Origin of the sequence: Flavobacterium sp. (genome assembly GCF_044341265.1) — a bacterium.
Taxonomy (GTDB): domain Bacteria; phylum Bacteroidota; class Bacteroidia; order Flavobacteriales; family Flavobacteriaceae; genus Flavobacterium.
Genome location: NZ_JBIISA010000022.1, coordinates 12239 through 28416, shown reverse-complemented (window position 1 = coordinate 28416; position 16178 = coordinate 12239). Strand labels below are relative to the sequence as shown.

11 protein-coding genes are annotated in these 16178 nt (G+C 30.4%); 6 read left to right on the top strand and 5 right to left on the bottom strand.

Going from position 1 to position 16178, the window contains the following annotated elements:
* The first annotated feature begins 42 nt into the window (after window positions 1-42).
* Window positions 43-6531: an alpha-2-macroglobulin family protein gene (locus ACIQ06_RS11010; RefSeq protein ID WP_396146316.1), complete on the top strand. Its 6489-nt coding sequence runs from the start codon at window positions 43-45 to the stop codon at window positions 6529-6531.
* Between the two features lie 218 nt (window positions 6532-6749).
* On the opposite strand, the gene ACIQ06_RS11005 is transcribed toward ACIQ06_RS11010, so the two are convergent.
* The 5 genes from ACIQ06_RS11005 to hpt form a co-directional block, all read right to left on the bottom strand.
* A complete protein-coding gene (locus ACIQ06_RS11005; RefSeq protein WP_396146314.1) occupies window positions 6750-8900 on the bottom strand; it encodes a S46 family peptidase in 2151 nt (716 codons plus the stop codon).
* Between the two features lie 241 nt (window positions 8901-9141).
* Window positions 9142-10176, bottom strand: coding sequence for a GTPase ObgE (gene obgE / locus ACIQ06_RS11000; RefSeq protein ID WP_345090847.1), 1035 nt, complete (start codon window positions 10174-10176; stop codon window positions 9142-9144).
* A 176-nt stretch (window positions 10177-10352) separates the two neighbouring features.
* Window positions 10353-11582 (bottom strand): hemolysin family protein, encoded by a 1230-nt coding sequence (locus ACIQ06_RS10995; RefSeq protein WP_396146364.1) that lies wholly within the window; start codon window positions 11580-11582, stop codon window positions 10353-10355.
* 171 nt (window positions 11583-11753) lie between these two features.
* Window positions 11754-12326 carry an adenylate kinase gene (locus ACIQ06_RS10990; RefSeq protein WP_396146312.1) on the bottom strand — a complete coding sequence of 191 codons (573 nt, stop codon included), beginning with the start codon at window positions 12324-12326 and terminating at the stop codon, window positions 11754-11756.
* A 95-nt stretch (window positions 12327-12421) separates the two neighbouring features.
* Entirely contained in the window at window positions 12422-12952 is a 531-nt protein-coding gene (gene hpt / locus ACIQ06_RS10985) for a hypoxanthine phosphoribosyltransferase (protein WP_344816897.1), read from the bottom strand.
* Window positions 12953-13051: 99 nt separating this feature from the next.
* Here hpt and ACIQ06_RS10980 point away from each other — a divergent pair, with 99 nt between their 5' ends.
* The 5 genes from ACIQ06_RS10980 (at window position 13052) to ACIQ06_RS10960 (ending at window position 16157) form a co-directional block, all read left to right on the top strand.
* Window positions 13052-13585 carry a hypothetical protein gene (locus tag ACIQ06_RS10980; protein WP_396146309.1) on the top strand — a complete coding sequence of 178 codons (534 nt, stop codon included), beginning with the start codon at window positions 13052-13054 and terminating at the stop codon, window positions 13583-13585.
* 96 nt (window positions 13586-13681) lie between these two features.
* Window positions 13682-14833 carry a 5-(carboxyamino)imidazole ribonucleotide synthase gene (locus tag ACIQ06_RS10975; RefSeq protein WP_396146362.1) on the top strand — a complete coding sequence of 384 codons (1152 nt, stop codon included), beginning with the start codon at window positions 13682-13684 and terminating at the stop codon, window positions 14831-14833.
* A 300-nt stretch (window positions 14834-15133) separates the two neighbouring features.
* Window positions 15134-15619, top strand: coding sequence for a 5-(carboxyamino)imidazole ribonucleotide mutase (gene purE / locus ACIQ06_RS10970; RefSeq protein ID WP_374552272.1), 486 nt, complete (start codon window positions 15134-15136; stop codon window positions 15617-15619).
* 23 nt (window positions 15620-15642) lie between these two features.
* Window positions 15643-15870: a hypothetical protein gene (locus ACIQ06_RS10965; protein ID WP_396146306.1), complete on the top strand. Its 228-nt coding sequence runs from the start codon at window positions 15643-15645 to the stop codon at window positions 15868-15870.
* On the top strand, window positions 15870-16157 hold the full coding sequence (locus tag ACIQ06_RS10960) for a type II toxin-antitoxin system RelE/ParE family toxin (protein ID WP_396146304.1): 288 nt from the start codon (window positions 15870-15872) through the stop codon (window positions 16155-16157). Before ACIQ06_RS10965 ends, ACIQ06_RS10960 begins: the two co-directional genes overlap by 1 nt.
* The last annotated feature ends 21 nt before the right edge of the window (window positions 16158-16178 follow it).

Genomic DNA, 16178 nt, shown 5'->3' with positions numbered 1-16178 from the left:
CTTTTTAAAAAAATCATACTCTATATATAGAAACTCACATTTATGAAAAAAATTACAATCTTACTTATTTATATATTTTCTATGTCATCATTTGCACAGAAGTATGAAAAATCTTGGGAAAAAGTTATTAAGCTTGAAATTGATAATAAAACAAAATCGGCATTTCGCGAAGTAACAACAATTTACAATAAAGCAGTTACTGACAAAAATGAGGTTCAGATTATAAAGTGTTTTTTTTATAAATCCAAGTATATTATGTCTTTAGAAGAAGAGGCTCAATATAAAATTATTTCTAATTTAGAATATGAAATTAACAAGGCCTCAATTCCTTCAAAAGCATTATTGAATTTGGTTTATGCAAAATGTCTAAATTCTTATTTGTTAGTTAATAGATATAAACTTCAGAAAAGAACAAAACTTGATTCAATAAAAGCTGATGATTTTCTAACTTGGACACATAAAGATTTTGAAGATAAAATTGAAATTACATATGAAGAAACGCTTGAAAATGAAGAAATTTTAAAAAATACTAATCTCAAAAATTATTCGGAAATTTTTGTTTTCTTTAATGAAGAATACTTTAATAAATCATCATTATACAACTATTTAATCCAATCAAATATAGATTATTATAGTACTAAAATTAGAGAATGGCATTACTACAACCCTAATAATAATCAACAATCTAGAAGCTTATTTTCTGTATCAAATGAAGAATTCAAAAAAATAAAATTTGATTCATTAAAAGATAAAAATATAAAAAAGATCTTACTTCTATATCAACAATTTGATTATCCTGCCGGATTATCTGAAATGGAATTAGAAAGGTTACTATTTTGCAATAATTACATTTTAAAATCTGATTTTAATTTTTTAAAGAAATTAGACCTTTTGAAAAAAGAGACTTCTAATGAAATTTTAATGCAAAGAATTTTATTTGAAAAAGCTAGTATCTACAATAAATATGCATCAAAGGATAAATATCCTGATTTTAATATTAAAGCTGTTGCATGTTTAGACAGCGTTCTTACTTTAAAGAACAGATCAAATACATTTAAAAAAGCAACTTTAAAACAACATGAAATTACATTAAAAGAGTTAAGCATAAAAATTCAAAAACAATCTTATGAAAATGAAAATACGCGTGCCTTTGTTAGCTATAAAAACATAGACAAATTTGATATTAATTTCTATAAGATAACTTCTAAATTCGACAGTAAAGATCTTTTAAATGATAGCATCGTCAATAATTTTATTTCAAAAAATAAAATCTATAAATCACACGAATTCTCTTTAAAAAGCAATAATGATTATTTTAATTATACAACAGAAGTACTGTTACCAAAACTAGAACTTGGAAGTTACTTACTTAAAATTGAAAATTTTGATAATAAAAAAGCTATTTATAGAATAATCACTATTTCAAATAGCTGTGTCTTAGGATATGAAAACAAATCAAATTCAGTTTACCAAGTATTAGACAGGAAAACAGGTAAACCAATTGAAAATTGTCTAGTAAAAAGCAATGATTTTAATTTAATCACAGACAAAGAAGGAATAATTCAATTTGATGAAAGCAAAATCAAAAACTCAAACTATAATTATCGTAAGATAACTATTATAAATAAAAGTGATACATTAAATTTAGATGGTAATTATTTACATACTTTAAACAAATATGAGAACGAAGAAAATGAAGAAATACGAGCAAAAGTATGTATTTACCTAGACAGAGGTATTTATAGACCTGGCCAAACTGTTTACTATAAAGGAATAGCTATACAAAACCAAAATGGAGTTCATAAAGTGATTCCTAACTTTCTTGTTCACATTATAATTGAAGACGCAAATTATTCAGAAATAAAATCATTTGATGTTACAACTAATGACTTTGGCTCATTCAATGGAGAATTTATTTTGCCAAAAAATGGTTTAACAGGTGAATTCACAATAAGTGCCGAAGAACCTGAAAACTATGAAAACGATGCATTATTCAATAAAAACGAAGAGGAACACCCTATTTGGGATAATGGCAAATTTGAATATTCTGAAATTAGATTTAGCGTAGAAGAATATAAACGACCTAAATTTGAAATTAATTTTGAACCAATCAAAGAGAGTTATACTTTAAATGATAAAATAACAATTACTGGTAAAGCAAAATCATTTGCAGGAAGTTCAATATCTAACGCAAAAGTTTCCTATAGTATTAATAAGAGAAACTACACTAATAATGATAAATCTTTTATTTCTTCTAACACAACAACTGATAATCTTGGGAATTTTAAAATTGAATTTGTGGCAAAAGCTGACGAAGATTTTGAATTTGATAAAAATCCAACTTATTACTACACCATAAAAGCTGACATAACCGATAATAATGGTGAAACCCATTCTGCAGAAACTAATATTACTATTGGAAAACAATCATTAAAACTCGACATTAAAATTCCAAGCAAAGTTATCTCAAATGAAAAAAACAATATTTTATTAAATAGTACTAATCTAAACAATCAATTTGTTACTACAAATGGAGAACTAAAGCTTTATTTTATTGATGGATTTAAAAGAAAGTTTAAAAAACGTGTTTTTGAAAAACCAGAAATAAATCTAATTACTAATGAAGATTTTGAAAAATTATTTCCTAATGAAAATAATCAAAAAATTAATGAAGAAAATACCATTGGAACCTTAGTGTTTTCAAAAAAAGTAAACACTAGTGTAGATAAATCTATTGCATTAGATTTCATTTCTAATTACAAATCAGGCTATTATAAATTAGTTTTTACAGCTAATGATAAATCAAATAATAACATAGAAACTAAAGCTTCGTTTGAATTGTATCAAATTAATGACAAACAATCTTTTGCTGATGAATTAATCACCATACAACAACTTAACAAAGACCCAAAAAAAGATGGGTATGTTTTAGTTCAAATAAATAGTGCATTACCAGAACTTTATTTATCTAGTTATGGCGTTTTTGATAGTAAAGTTTTTTTTGAAAAAAGCCTTTCAACTGATAACTATAAGACTGAATTAAAAATACCCATCCAAAAAGAAATTAAAAATGTTTTTAAAATTGGATTGGAAACTGTTTATGACAATCAACGCTTCGTATTTACTAAAGACGTTTTAATAATTGAAGATACTCCGAAAATAACTATAGAAACAGAAACATTTAGAAACAAATTAGAACCAGGAAAAAACGAAAATTGGTCGTTCAAAATAAATGAAGATGGTCAAAAATTCGAATTTGAAGCATTGGCTTCAATGTATGATAGCTCACTAGACCAATTTAAAAGTAGTTATTGGAATAACTTAATTTCACAACAATATTACAGAAATTATTTTTCTGGAAAAACTGCTTTTGGATTTGAGACAATAGAGTTTTTCTTAAATAATTTTAATCATAATTTATCTACTATTGAATTTCAAAATGAAAGCAATCAATTAATGTGGTTTGGATTTGATTTTAACAATAAGAACAACCAAATAGTAACTAAAGAATATAAAAAACAAATTTCTAAAAAAGCTAAAAAACCCTTAAACGCTACAACAGTTTATGGATTTATCACCGATGGCAAACTTCCTTTACCTGGTGCAAATATTGTTATTAAAGGAACAACCAGAGGAGTTTCCTCAGATATGGATGGTTATTTTGAAATTGAAGCCGCTCCTGGAGAGATACTAATATTTTCTTTTGTTGGCTATGACAACAAGACAATTACAGTTGGCGCTGCAAACAGCTACAAAGTGGCTTTAGCTGAATCGGCAACTAAATTAGATGAAGTTGTTATTCAGGGTTATTGTAAAACAGCAACCAAGCCAAAAGCTATTGGTTCGTCTAACACTATTTCTGCCAAGACAATTGAAAACAGACCAAACACAAACGTGTTGCAGTCTTTGCAAGGTCAGCTAGCTGGAGCAAATATTGCTTTATCTTCTGGGCAACCAGGTACAAACAAAATTGATGTTATTATTAGAGGTTTAAGTACACTTGGAGCTGATTCAGATCCTTTGTATGTGATTGATGGTAAAATTTCAGATGCAAATACACTAGCTCAAATGCCAGTTGATTCTATAATTGACCTGAACATAATTAAAGGTGCACAAGGAACTGCTCTTTATGGTTCACAAGGTGCAAATGGTGTAGTGATAGTTACTACAACATATGGAGCTCAAGAAATGTTAGCCACTGTAAAAACAAGAACAAACAGAAACGAAACAGCTTTTTTCTATCCAAATCTTAAAACGGATGCTAACGGAAAAATACATTTTAGCTTTAAAAGTCCAGAAGAATTAACACAGTGGAAATTTAGATTATTGGCTCATAAAAAAGATGCTACAATGGGCTATTTAGAAAAATCTGTAATTACCCAAAAAGAACTGATGATAGTTCCAAATATGCCAAGGTTTTTCAGAGAAAATGACACTATAGAAATTTCAGCTAAAGTGAGTAATCTAACATCAAGTTCTAAAATTGGAACAGCTATTTTACAACTATTTGATGCAACTACAATGGAAAATATTGACAGTAAAACACTAAATTCAAATAGTGCAAAAAACTTTACAATAACTCCAGCCGGAAATACCATAGTGAAATGGAAAATTTCTATTCCAAAAGGTCTACAAGGAATTCAATATAAACTAATTGCAAAAGCAGATAATTTTTCTGATGGTGAAGAAAGTGTCTTACCAGTTTTAACAAACAACATACTAGTTACTGAAAGCATTCCTATTTGGATTAGAGAAAACTCCAAAAAAGAATATTCATTTAATAATTTAAAAAACAACATTTCAAATACTTTAACAAATCACCAATTTGTTTTAGAATATACTTCTAATCCAACTTGGATTGCAATTCAATCACTACCCTATTTAATGGAATATGAACATGAATGTGCCGAGCAAACTTTCGCAAGGTATTATGCAAATGTATTGGCAACCAAAATAATAAATAGTAATCCAAAAATTGGAAAAGTATTTAAAGATTGGAAAAAATCAGGAAAGCCAGTGTCTAAATTAGACCTAAATGAAGAACTAAAATCATTAATTTTAGCAGAAACTCCTTGGATAAATGATATTGAAAACGAAGAAGAAAAAAAGAAAAAACTAGCGTTATTATTTGACTTAGAGAATATGAAGACCTCAACTAATAACATTTATAATAAGTTAAAAGAAAAACAAAGACCATCTGGAGGGTTTGCTTGGTTTGATGGAGGAACAGAAAACGAATACATTACAACTCATATTGTTGCAGGACTTGGTCATTTGCAAATACTTAAAACAAACAATGATAGCAATTTAAGTTTTAAAGAAATCAATAATAGTGCACTACCTTATTTAGATACTAAATATTTAGAGAGAAACATCAATATTGAAGTTAAAAACTATAAAAACAATCCTTATGAGGATTTACATTATTTATATGCTAGGAGTTTTTATTTAGATAGTTTTCCTATTTCGGAAAAAGTAAAAATTATTATTAACAAGCAACTAAAAATAATTAAATCGAGTTGGCACAATTACACTATTTATAATAAAGGTTTAGCATCGTTAGTCTTAAATAGATTTGATGAAAAATTAACTGCTAAAAAGATAATTGAAAGTCTAAAAGAAAATTCATCTAACAATGAGGATATAGGAATGTATTGGATTGAAAATACATCAGGTTGGAATTGGTATCAAGCACCAATTGAAACACAAGCATTACTTATTGAAGCTTTCTCTGAAATTACTAATGATTCAAAATCAGTTGATGAAATGAAAGTATGGTTATTAAAAACCAAACAAACTAAAAATTGGCCAACAACAAAATCAACAACTGAAGCTATTTATGCTTTATTACTTCAAGGAAAAGATTGGCTTAGTATCAAGGATAATACAATTTTTAACATTGATGATAAAAAAATAATGACCCAAAAACTTTCTGAAAACGAAAAAGAAGCTGAAACAGGTTATATTAAAATGGCATGGAAGTCTAATGAGATTACTAAAGAAATGGCTTCTATTTCTATTCAAAACAAGACTGATGTTCCGGGTTACGGTGGTGTATATTGGCAATATTTTGAAGATTTAGACAAAATAAAAACTAATATTGGAAGTTTATTGTCCACTACTAAAGAACTATTCATAAAGAAAAATACTTCTAAAGGTGAAGAATTACAAAGAATTACAGCCGAAAACTCATTAAAATTGGGAGATTTAGTTACTGTTCGATTAATAATCACAACAAAAGAAGATCTAGAATTTATTCATTTAAAAGATATGAGAGCATCTTGCTTTGAACCAGTAAATGTTTTATCAGAGTATAAATGGAATGACGGTTTAGGATATTATATGAATACAAAAGATGCTGCAACGCACTTCTTTTTTGATAAAATCAATAAAGGAACTTATGTTATAGAATATGATATTAGAGTAAATAATGTTGGTGATTTTTCAAATGGAATAACAACAATACAAAGTATGTATGCTCCAGAATATACTAGCCATACTAAAGGATTAAGGGTAATTGTAAATGAGTAACATTTATTCGACACAATGACTATATAGCCCTGATACTAGAATTGTTTGAGATCTTTTTATAGTGTTGATTAAGGTTCTCGAAATTAACGCTATAAAAAAGCGAGTTCTAGAAGCAGGAACATGGACATCAAAAATTCCCGAGCCATTCGCTCATAAAAAAACTCCGAACTAATTTCTTAATTCGGAGTTATTTTTTTACGATTATCTCGTAATTAGATTTATCTAACCAAAGTCATTTCGTCAACGATGTGTTTTGCACCTGAGAAATTCTCGATAACCCATAGAACATAACGAATATCTACATTGATTGTTCTTTGTAATTTGTTATCAAAGATTACGTCACCTGCCATAGCTTCGATGTTTCCGTCGAAAGCTAATCCGATTAATTCTCCTTTTCCGTTAAGAACTGGTGAACCTGAGTTTCCTCCTGTGATATCATTATCTGTTAAGAAATTCACGTGAAGTGAACCATCTTTATCTGCATAACGACCGAAATCTTTGTTTTTATTCATTTCTAAAATACGCGCTGGTAAATCAAATTCTTGATCTCCTTTTTTGTATTTTTTTACTTGACCAGCAAGTGTTGTATAATTATTTATTGTTGCGTCATTTCTTTTGTCAGCAGGAAGCGAACGAACTTTTCCGTAAGTTAAACGTAAAGTAGAGTTAGCATCTGGATATTTGATAGCACCAATTTTAGACTCTCTTAAACCTTCAACCAATAAACGGAAAGAAGCAGCATAATCATTTTGAGCTTTCGCTAATTCATCAGTTCTTTTTCCGAAATGTGCCACCATATCATTTGATAATGCATATAATGGATCGTTTGTTAGCATAGCTTCGCTTGGTAAATCTAAGAATGCTTTAATTCTATCAACTGAAGTAAAAATACTTAAATCGAAAGCCGCGTTTACATATTTTGTAAAATCATTATTGTTTGCATCACCTATTTGTTTTACCATTGGCGCAATATCATAACCTATTGATTTAGTTGCGTATGTTTTCAATTGAGCAGCAAGGATATCTTTTTCAGCAGGAATGTGTAATTCTTTAAACATTTCTGTTGCCATTTCAGTGATTTGAGGTGCCATTGTTGCACGTTTTACAGCATCTGCTTTTACATAACCGTCCAATTGTCTTCCTAAACTTCTTCCGATTGTTCCAAAAGATGATGTTCTGAATAATTGTTGTAAGTAGTTATCATGACGTGATTTTTCATTCGTCATTGCATAATACTTATTAATAGTTGAAACTACATTTCCGTATTTCGCTTTATTGGCAGGTTTGTTAGCCCATTTATCAAACTTAGCTTCTTGTGCTGCTTTAGATTTTGCTGTCCCAAATTTAGACAAAGCATCAATCATTCCCTGACGGTTTTTCCAGTAATTAGCTGTTGAAGCATATTTTGAAGCATATACAAGGTTCAAAGCATCACTTTGATTCATGTATTTTTTCATTCCATCCATTCCAGTTTTTGCTCCTTCAACCCATGCTGGATAAGCAAATTTTACATTTTGCTCAATTCCAGCTGCTGGCATCCAACGGTTGGTTCTTCCTGGATAACCAAGAATCATTGCAAAATCATTTTCTTTAACACCACCTAAATTAACTGGTAAGTAATGTTTTGGTTTTAATGGAACATTGTTTTCAGAATATTCTGCTGGAGAACCATCAGCATTAGCATAAACTCTAAACATTGAGAAATCTGCAGTGTGACGTGGCCATTCCCAGTTGTCTGTATCACCACCAAATTTTCCTAAACTTTCTGGAGGAGTTCCAACTAAACGAACGTCTTTATAATCTTGGTAAACAAAATAATAAAACTCATTCCCTTGAAAAAATGGACGAACAGAAACCGTATATTTTCCGCCTTCGTTATTTTCTTTTTCGATTTTAGCTATTTCTTGATTGATTGCTTTTTCTCTATCTGCTTCGCTCATTGAAGGATTTACAACTGCTAAAATTCTTTTTGTACAATCATCCATTCTAACAAAGAATCTAACGTACAAACTAGATGGTTTCATTTCTGCTTTTCTATTTGCAGCCCAAAATCCATCTTTTAAATAATTTTTTTCAGCTGATGATAATTCTGCAATAGCATCATAACCACAGTGGTGATTTGTTAAAACTAAACCATCTTTAGAGATGATTTCTGCAGTACAACCTCCATTAAATTGTACAATAGCATCTTTCAAACTATGATTGTTGATGCTGTAGATTTCTTCGGCTGTTAATTGCAAGCCCATTTTTTGCATATCGCGGTGATTTAAACGTTCGATGAACATTAAAAACCACATTCCTTCGTCTGCTTTAACACTTGTTGGAACAAGCATAATGGCAGCAATTAAGGATAATAAAATTTTCTTCATAATTGAAAATATAAAAGGTTAATTGTTTGTTAGCTAATAGTCTATTTAAAATGCAATTTGTTACACTTTGAATTGAATATTGCAAAATTTTAGTGTTGCGAAATTACGATTTTTTGAGGATTATTTAAATTTTATGGTCAAAAACCTGAATTAATAAGTTAATTTTAACTTTACTTTAGGAAATCAAAACACAAAAAAAAAGCCTCGAAAATTTCGAAGCTTTACTTTATTTAGAAATATCTTACAAACCGTGGCTGTTCTCAGGCTTTTCATCTTCTACATTTAGCATTTCCCAAAGTTTGTCTTTTAATTCAGTTAAACCTTGTTGCGCTACTGATGAGATGAACATATATGGAATTCCGAGTTTGGATTTATCTAGATGTTGTTTCATTTCTGCTTTTAATTCATCATCAAGCATATCGCATTTTGAGATTACTAAAAGTCTATCTTTATCCAACATTTCTGGATTGTAACGACGTAATTCGTCTAATAGAATTTCGTATTCTTTTTTGATATCATCAGCATCAGCTGGAACTAAAAACAATAAAGTTGAATTTCTTTCTATATGACGTAAGAAATAATGTCCTAAACCTTTTCCTTCGGCTGCACCTTCGATAATTCCTGGTATATCTGCAATTACAAACGATTGAAATTCTCTGTAAGCAACAATTCCTAAATTAGGTTTTAAAGTTGTAAAAGGATAATCAGCAATTTTTGGCTTAGCAGAAGTTAAAACTGAAAGTAAAGTCGATTTTCCTGCATTTGGAAAACCTACTAAACCAACATCTGCAAGAACTTTTAATTCCAGAATAACATCCAATTCAGTTGATGGCATTCCGGGTTGTGAATATCTTGGCGTTTGGTTTGTGGAACTTCTAAAATGCCAATTTCCTAAACCACCTTTTCCACCTTGAGCTAAAATTCTTTCTTCGCCGTGTTCTGTGATTTCAAAAAGAATTTCTCCTGTTTCGATATCTTTCACAACAGTTCCTAATGGCACTTCTACATATTTATCTTCTCCATCGTGACCAGTACTTCTAGAGCTTCCTCCATCGCCACCGTGACCACCACGCATGTGTTTTACAAATTTCAAATGGAATAATGTCCAAAGATTTTTGTTTCCTTTTATGTATACGTGTCCACCACGACCTCCATCACCACCATCTGGACCGCCTTTTTCAATAAACTTTTCTCTATGTAAATGCGTAGAACCTTTTCCTCCTTTTCCGGAAGTAACATATATTTTTACGTAGTCTACAAAATTTCCTTCTGTCATTTTTTTTAGATTTCAGATTTCAGATTTCAGATTTCAGATAAATCCTTTTCTAAAACTATTATTTTATGTAAATGGTTGGCTAGCTAGCCCTGATTGAAGAGAAAATCTTTTTTGCAAAAAAAGATTGTAACGAAAAGCAGGAATATGGTTTGCTAAAATGCCCGAGCCATTCGCTCCTAATTATTTTTAATATTGGTAACTAAAACTTTGTCAATTTTGACGCCATCCATATCTATAACTTCAAATTCTAGTTTGTTCCAAATAAGTTTTTGACCTTGTTTTGGGATGATTCCTAATTCGGTTACAATTAATCCGCTTACGGTTGTTACTTCGTAATCGCCAATTAGATCGTCCATATCGAAATAGGTTAGAAAATCGTGTAACGAATAATGTCCGTCAACCAACCAACTTCCGTCTTCACGAGCGACGATTTTGAATTCATCTTCGTAGAAATCGGCAGCATCACCAACTAAAGCTTCTAAAATATCATTTAATGTAATAATTCCTTGAAAAACTCCGTGTTCATCGGTAACTAAAGCATAGTGAACTTTAGATATTTTAAAGTTTTCTAAGGCTTTATATGCTGATGTATGCTCGATGAAATAAACAGGTTCTTTAGTGATTTTCTTCAAATCGAAATCGCCACCTTTTTCAAAACTTACGAATAAATCTTTTAGAAGGACTATTCCTTCAACATCATCAAGATTGTCTTCACAAACTGGATAAAACGAATGTAATTCGTCAAGAACTTTGTTTTTTATTTCTTGAACAGAATCTTCGTAAGACAAATAAACAATAGAATTTCTATGTGTCATTAGCGAATTTACTTTTCTATCACCAATGTGAAAAACGCGTTCCACAATATCGTGTTCGATTTCTTGAATTTCTCCGCCTTCTGTACCTTCTTTAATGATTGCTTTAATTTCTTCTTCGGTTACTTTTCCGTCAGCCGTTGGTTTTATTTGCAATATTTTCAGTAAAAAATCTGTAGAAGTTGTAAGTAACCAAATGAAAGGCATTGTAACTTTAGAAACAATTTTCATTGGAACGGCAACGGCTTTTGCGATTGATTCTGGGTAATTTAATCCGATTCGTTTTGGTAATAATTCACCTAAAACTAGTGAGAAAAAAGTTAAAGTTACTACTACAATTCCAACTGCAATTGAATTAGCGTATGGTTTTAAAGCTTCAAACGATGCTACAAAATTTTGAACATCGGTTGTTATTTTATCACCTGAATAAATACCAGTTAGAATTCCAATTAATGTAATTCCGATTTGAACTGTTGATAAAAATTCGTTTGGTGAATTTGCCAAATCTAAAGCCGCTTTGGCATTGGCATTTCCTTTTTTGGCAGCCGTTTCTAATCGGTTTTTTCTTGCCGAAATCAACGCGATTTCTGACATTGAAAAAACACCATTTAAAATGATTAGAAAAAGTATTATTAAAATTTCCATAGTTTAAAATTACAAAAAAAGAGCATAAATCCCTATTATCGGAAATAGCTCCTTTTGTGAGTGCAAATATCTGAAAAAAAATTGAATGCTCGAAATTTATCTCCAAGTCAATTCTTTAGACTATAATTTATCGAAAATTTGATTCAATCGTTCGTTAACTTCTAAGATGGTTCCGATACCATTTACAGCGTGAAATTTTCCTTGAGATTTGTAATAATCCATCAAAGGTGCTGTTTTTTGGTTGTATTCGCCGTAACGATTTCTGATTTTTTCTTCGTCTTGATCGTCTGGTCTACCTGAAGTTTTTCCTCTTTCTAACAAACGAGCTACAAGGATATTATCATCTGCTTCAAGCGCAACCGTTGCTGTAATGCTTTGTTCTTTAGACTCCAAAAAGTTATCTAAAGCTTCTGCTTGTGCTAAAGTTCTTGGAAAACCATCAAATAAAAATCCTGCCGAATCTGGGTTTTTATCAACTTCACTTTGCAACATTTGAATGGTAACTTCATCAGGAACCAAATCGCCTTTGTCCATATAGGTTTTGGCTAATTTTCCTAAATCAGTATCATTTTTGATGTTAAATCTAAAAATATCTCCTGTTGAAAGATGTGTTAAATTGTATTTTTCTTTTAAAAATTCAGCTTGTGTGCCTTTTCCTGCACCTGGTTTTCCGAAAAGAACGATGTTGATCATTTTATTAAAAGTTGTCAGTTATTATTTGTTGTCGGTTCTCGGTTGTTTGTCATCGGTTAACTGAAAACTGAAAACCGATAACTGGCAACTCTCTATTATTGTGCTAATTGATAAACGTCTGCTAGGTTTCTTCCTAATCCATCGTAGTCTAAACCATATCCAACGATGAATTTGTTAGGAATTCTAATCCCTACGTAATCTATTTTAATATCTTTTTTGTATGCTTCAGGTTTGAAGAATAAAGTTGCAATTTTTAAATGCTTTACTCCTTTTTCCTTGAAAATTGCTTTCAATTCTTCAATTGTATTTCCTGTATCTACAATATCTTCAACAATTACAACGGTTCTTCCTTCAAGGTTTTCGTTGATTCCGATTAGTTGTTTAACGTCATTTGTAGATTGCGTTCCTTCATAAGAAGCCATTTTCATAAAACTCACTTCACACATTCCTCTGTAGTGCTTCATCAAATCGGACATTACCATAAATGATCCATTCAAAATCCCAACAAAAACTGGAACTTCATCAAAAAAATCGTCGTCCATTTGTTTGGCCATATTTGCAATTGCGAAATCAATTTCTTCTGAAGAAATAAATGGCTCGAAAGTTTTATCGTGAAGATGTATCATTGTGTTGTTGTTTTAAAAAATAAAGGAGCAAATTTACGAAGTAATAACTATTTAATAACAAGTATTTTGACTTTTTTGCTAATTTAATATATTTACAAAATGAATACAGAATATTACAATCAAATCGCTAAAAGCACAGCACATAGGAAAAGTAGAGATGATAATAAAGATTTCATCTTTGCCAATCCTGATTATTTAAAGTATTTATTAGAAATTGCATTTAATATTAAGGATAAAAATCACCATAAAGCTTGTTGGATTTTGGAATTGATTTGTGAAGAAAAAATGGATTTATTTTTACCTTTTTTAGAAGATTTTTGCGAAACGTTACCTCATTATAAAAATGATTCTGCTATACGTTCGATTTCAAAAATTTGTTTATTTCTATCCAATTCAAAAAAATATTCTTTAACAGAAAATCAAGAAGAAAAGATAATTGAAACTTGTTTAGATTGGTTGATTGAATCTGACAAAGCCGCAAATGCAGCTTATACAATGCGAACTTTATATAATCTTGGCAAAAAACACCATTGGGTAAATGAGGAATTAAAATTTTTACTTCAAAGAGATTGCAGTCACCAAACTCCTGCTTATAAATCGGCAGTGAAAGATATTTTGAAGCGATTAAAATAATTTTCAAATGTTTATCTTTGCACAAACAACTACAACATTACAATGACTCGAGCGGAGCGACTGCATGAGACCAATAAAAAAAATAACTACGACGAAATGAATTATTTCTCATCCGATTTTAAGTTAGGAATTCTCGGTGGCGGACAATTAGGCAAAATGCTATTGACCGAAACTAGAAAATTCGACATTCAAACTTTGGTTTTGGAACCAAGCGAAGAAGCGCCAGCAAGATACAGTTGCAATGCTTTTTATAAAGGAAGTTTGATGGATTATGACACCGTTTATCAATTTGGAAAAATGGTGAATCTTTTAACCATCGAAATCGAAAACGTAAATCTTGATGCTTTAGACGTTTTGGAATCAGAAGGATTACCTATATATCCTTCACCAAAAACATTGCGATTGATTCAGAATAAAGGACGTCAAAAAGACTTTTATGTTGAAAACAATATTCCAACTTCACCTCATCAACGATTTGTAGATTTGAATGATTTGAGAAAATCTTTAGAAAAAGACGAATTAGAATTTCCTTTTGTATGGAAATGTGCTCAATTTGGTTACGATGGAAATGGTGTAAAAATAGTTCGCTCAACAATAGATTTAATTAATTTACCCGAAGTGGAATGCATTGCAGAACAAATGGTGCCTTTCAAAAATGAATTGGCTGTTATTGTGGCACGTTCGGTTTCTGGAGAAGTCAAAACATATCCTGTTGTTGAAATGGAATTTCATCCTGAAGCCAATCAAGTAGAATATGTGATTTGTCCAGCTCGTATTGATGACAAAGTGGCTCAAAAAGCTACTGAAATTGCCTTAAAAGTTTCACAGGCTTTCAATCACGTTGGATTATTAGCTGTCGAAATGTTTCAAACAGAAGACGATGAAATTCTGGTAAACGAAGTTGCGCCAAGACCTCATAATTCGGGACACTATTCGATAGAAGCGAGTTATACTTCGCAATTTGAAAATCATTTACGTGCCATTTTAGATTTACCTTTAGGAACTACTGATAGCAAAGTTGCCGGAATTATGGTAAATTTGGTCGGTGAAGAAGGTTTTTCGGGTCAAGTAGTTTACGAAAATATTGAAAAAATCATGGCGATTGATGGTGTAACACCTCATATTTACGGTAAAAGAGAAACAAGACCTTTCCGAAAAATGGGACACGTTACGATTGTAAATGAAAATATGGTTGACGCGAGGAAAATTGCGGAAGAAGTAAAGAATAGTATCCGAGTGATTTCTTAATTTCAATATGATAAAAAGATTATTAAATATTAGTTTTTATTCAATAATTATATTCTGTATTGTTTCTTTTTTGTCCTTTTTATTTTCTTTGATTTTCAATTCATTTAAAGGAACAATGCCAAATTTAAAAGTTGGGTTTCCTTTTAATTTTTATTATCAATTTGAAATTAGAGATAATTGTAACGGACAAGATTTATTACACGGAACCAACATAAAAAATTTTATTTTAAATTATATTATTTGTCTATTATTAGTATTAATTTTAAACAAATTTAAACTCTTAAACTACATCAAATCAAAATGAGCAAAGTAGCCATAATAATGGGAAGCATTTCAGATATGCCTGTAATGCAAGAAGCCATCGACATCTTAAAAGGATTTGACATTGAAACTGAGGTCGATATTGTTTCGGCGCATAGAACGCCTGAAAAATTATTTGATTTTAGTAAAAATGCTCACAATCGCGGTATTTCAGTAATCATTGCTGGCGCTGGTGGTGCGGCTCATTTACCTGGAATGGTTGCTTCAATGTCGCCGCTTCCTGTAATTGGAGTTCCTGTAAAATCTAGCAATTCTATTGACGGTTGGGATTCTGTTTTATCGATTCTTCAAATGCCTGGTGGAGTTCCTGTTGCAACTGTTGCGTTAAACGGAGCAAAAAACGCTGGAATTCTTGCCGCACAAATAATCGGAAGTCATGATAAATGTGTGTTAGACAAAATCATTTTCTACAAAGAAAGTCTAAAAGAAGCGGTGAATAAAGCAGCATCTGAATTGAAAAAATAATTATCTTTGATAAAAAGAATACTATGAACATTCAAACTTCTAAAATTGAGTTGGCAAAGGTTATTTTGGATATTGAAAACCTAAAGTTGATTGAAGAAATTATACTTTTGATACAATCCAAATCCACTTTAACCGAAAAGCAAAAAGCGGCTATTGATGAAGCAATTTATTCATTGGAAAATAATGAAGGAATTACTCATAATATGGCTATGGAAGAAACTAGAAGTCGTTATTCTAAGTATTTCAAATAATGAATATTATTTGGTCGCCACAAGCTAAAAAAGACTATTGGCAAAACATTGATTATTTAGAAGCTGAATGGACATTTCAAGATGTTGTGAATTTTATCGACAAAATTGACTACACCATTACTTTAATAGATAAAAATAACATTGAATTCATTTCTACAAATTATAAAGAAGTTAATAAAGTGGTGATTACAAAACAAATTACTCTTTATTACAAAATAAATTCCAACACCTTAGAATTACTTCGTTTTTGGAATACCTACCAAAATTTAGAAAATTTTAAACTTTAAAAAACTTTGCGCCTTTGCGCC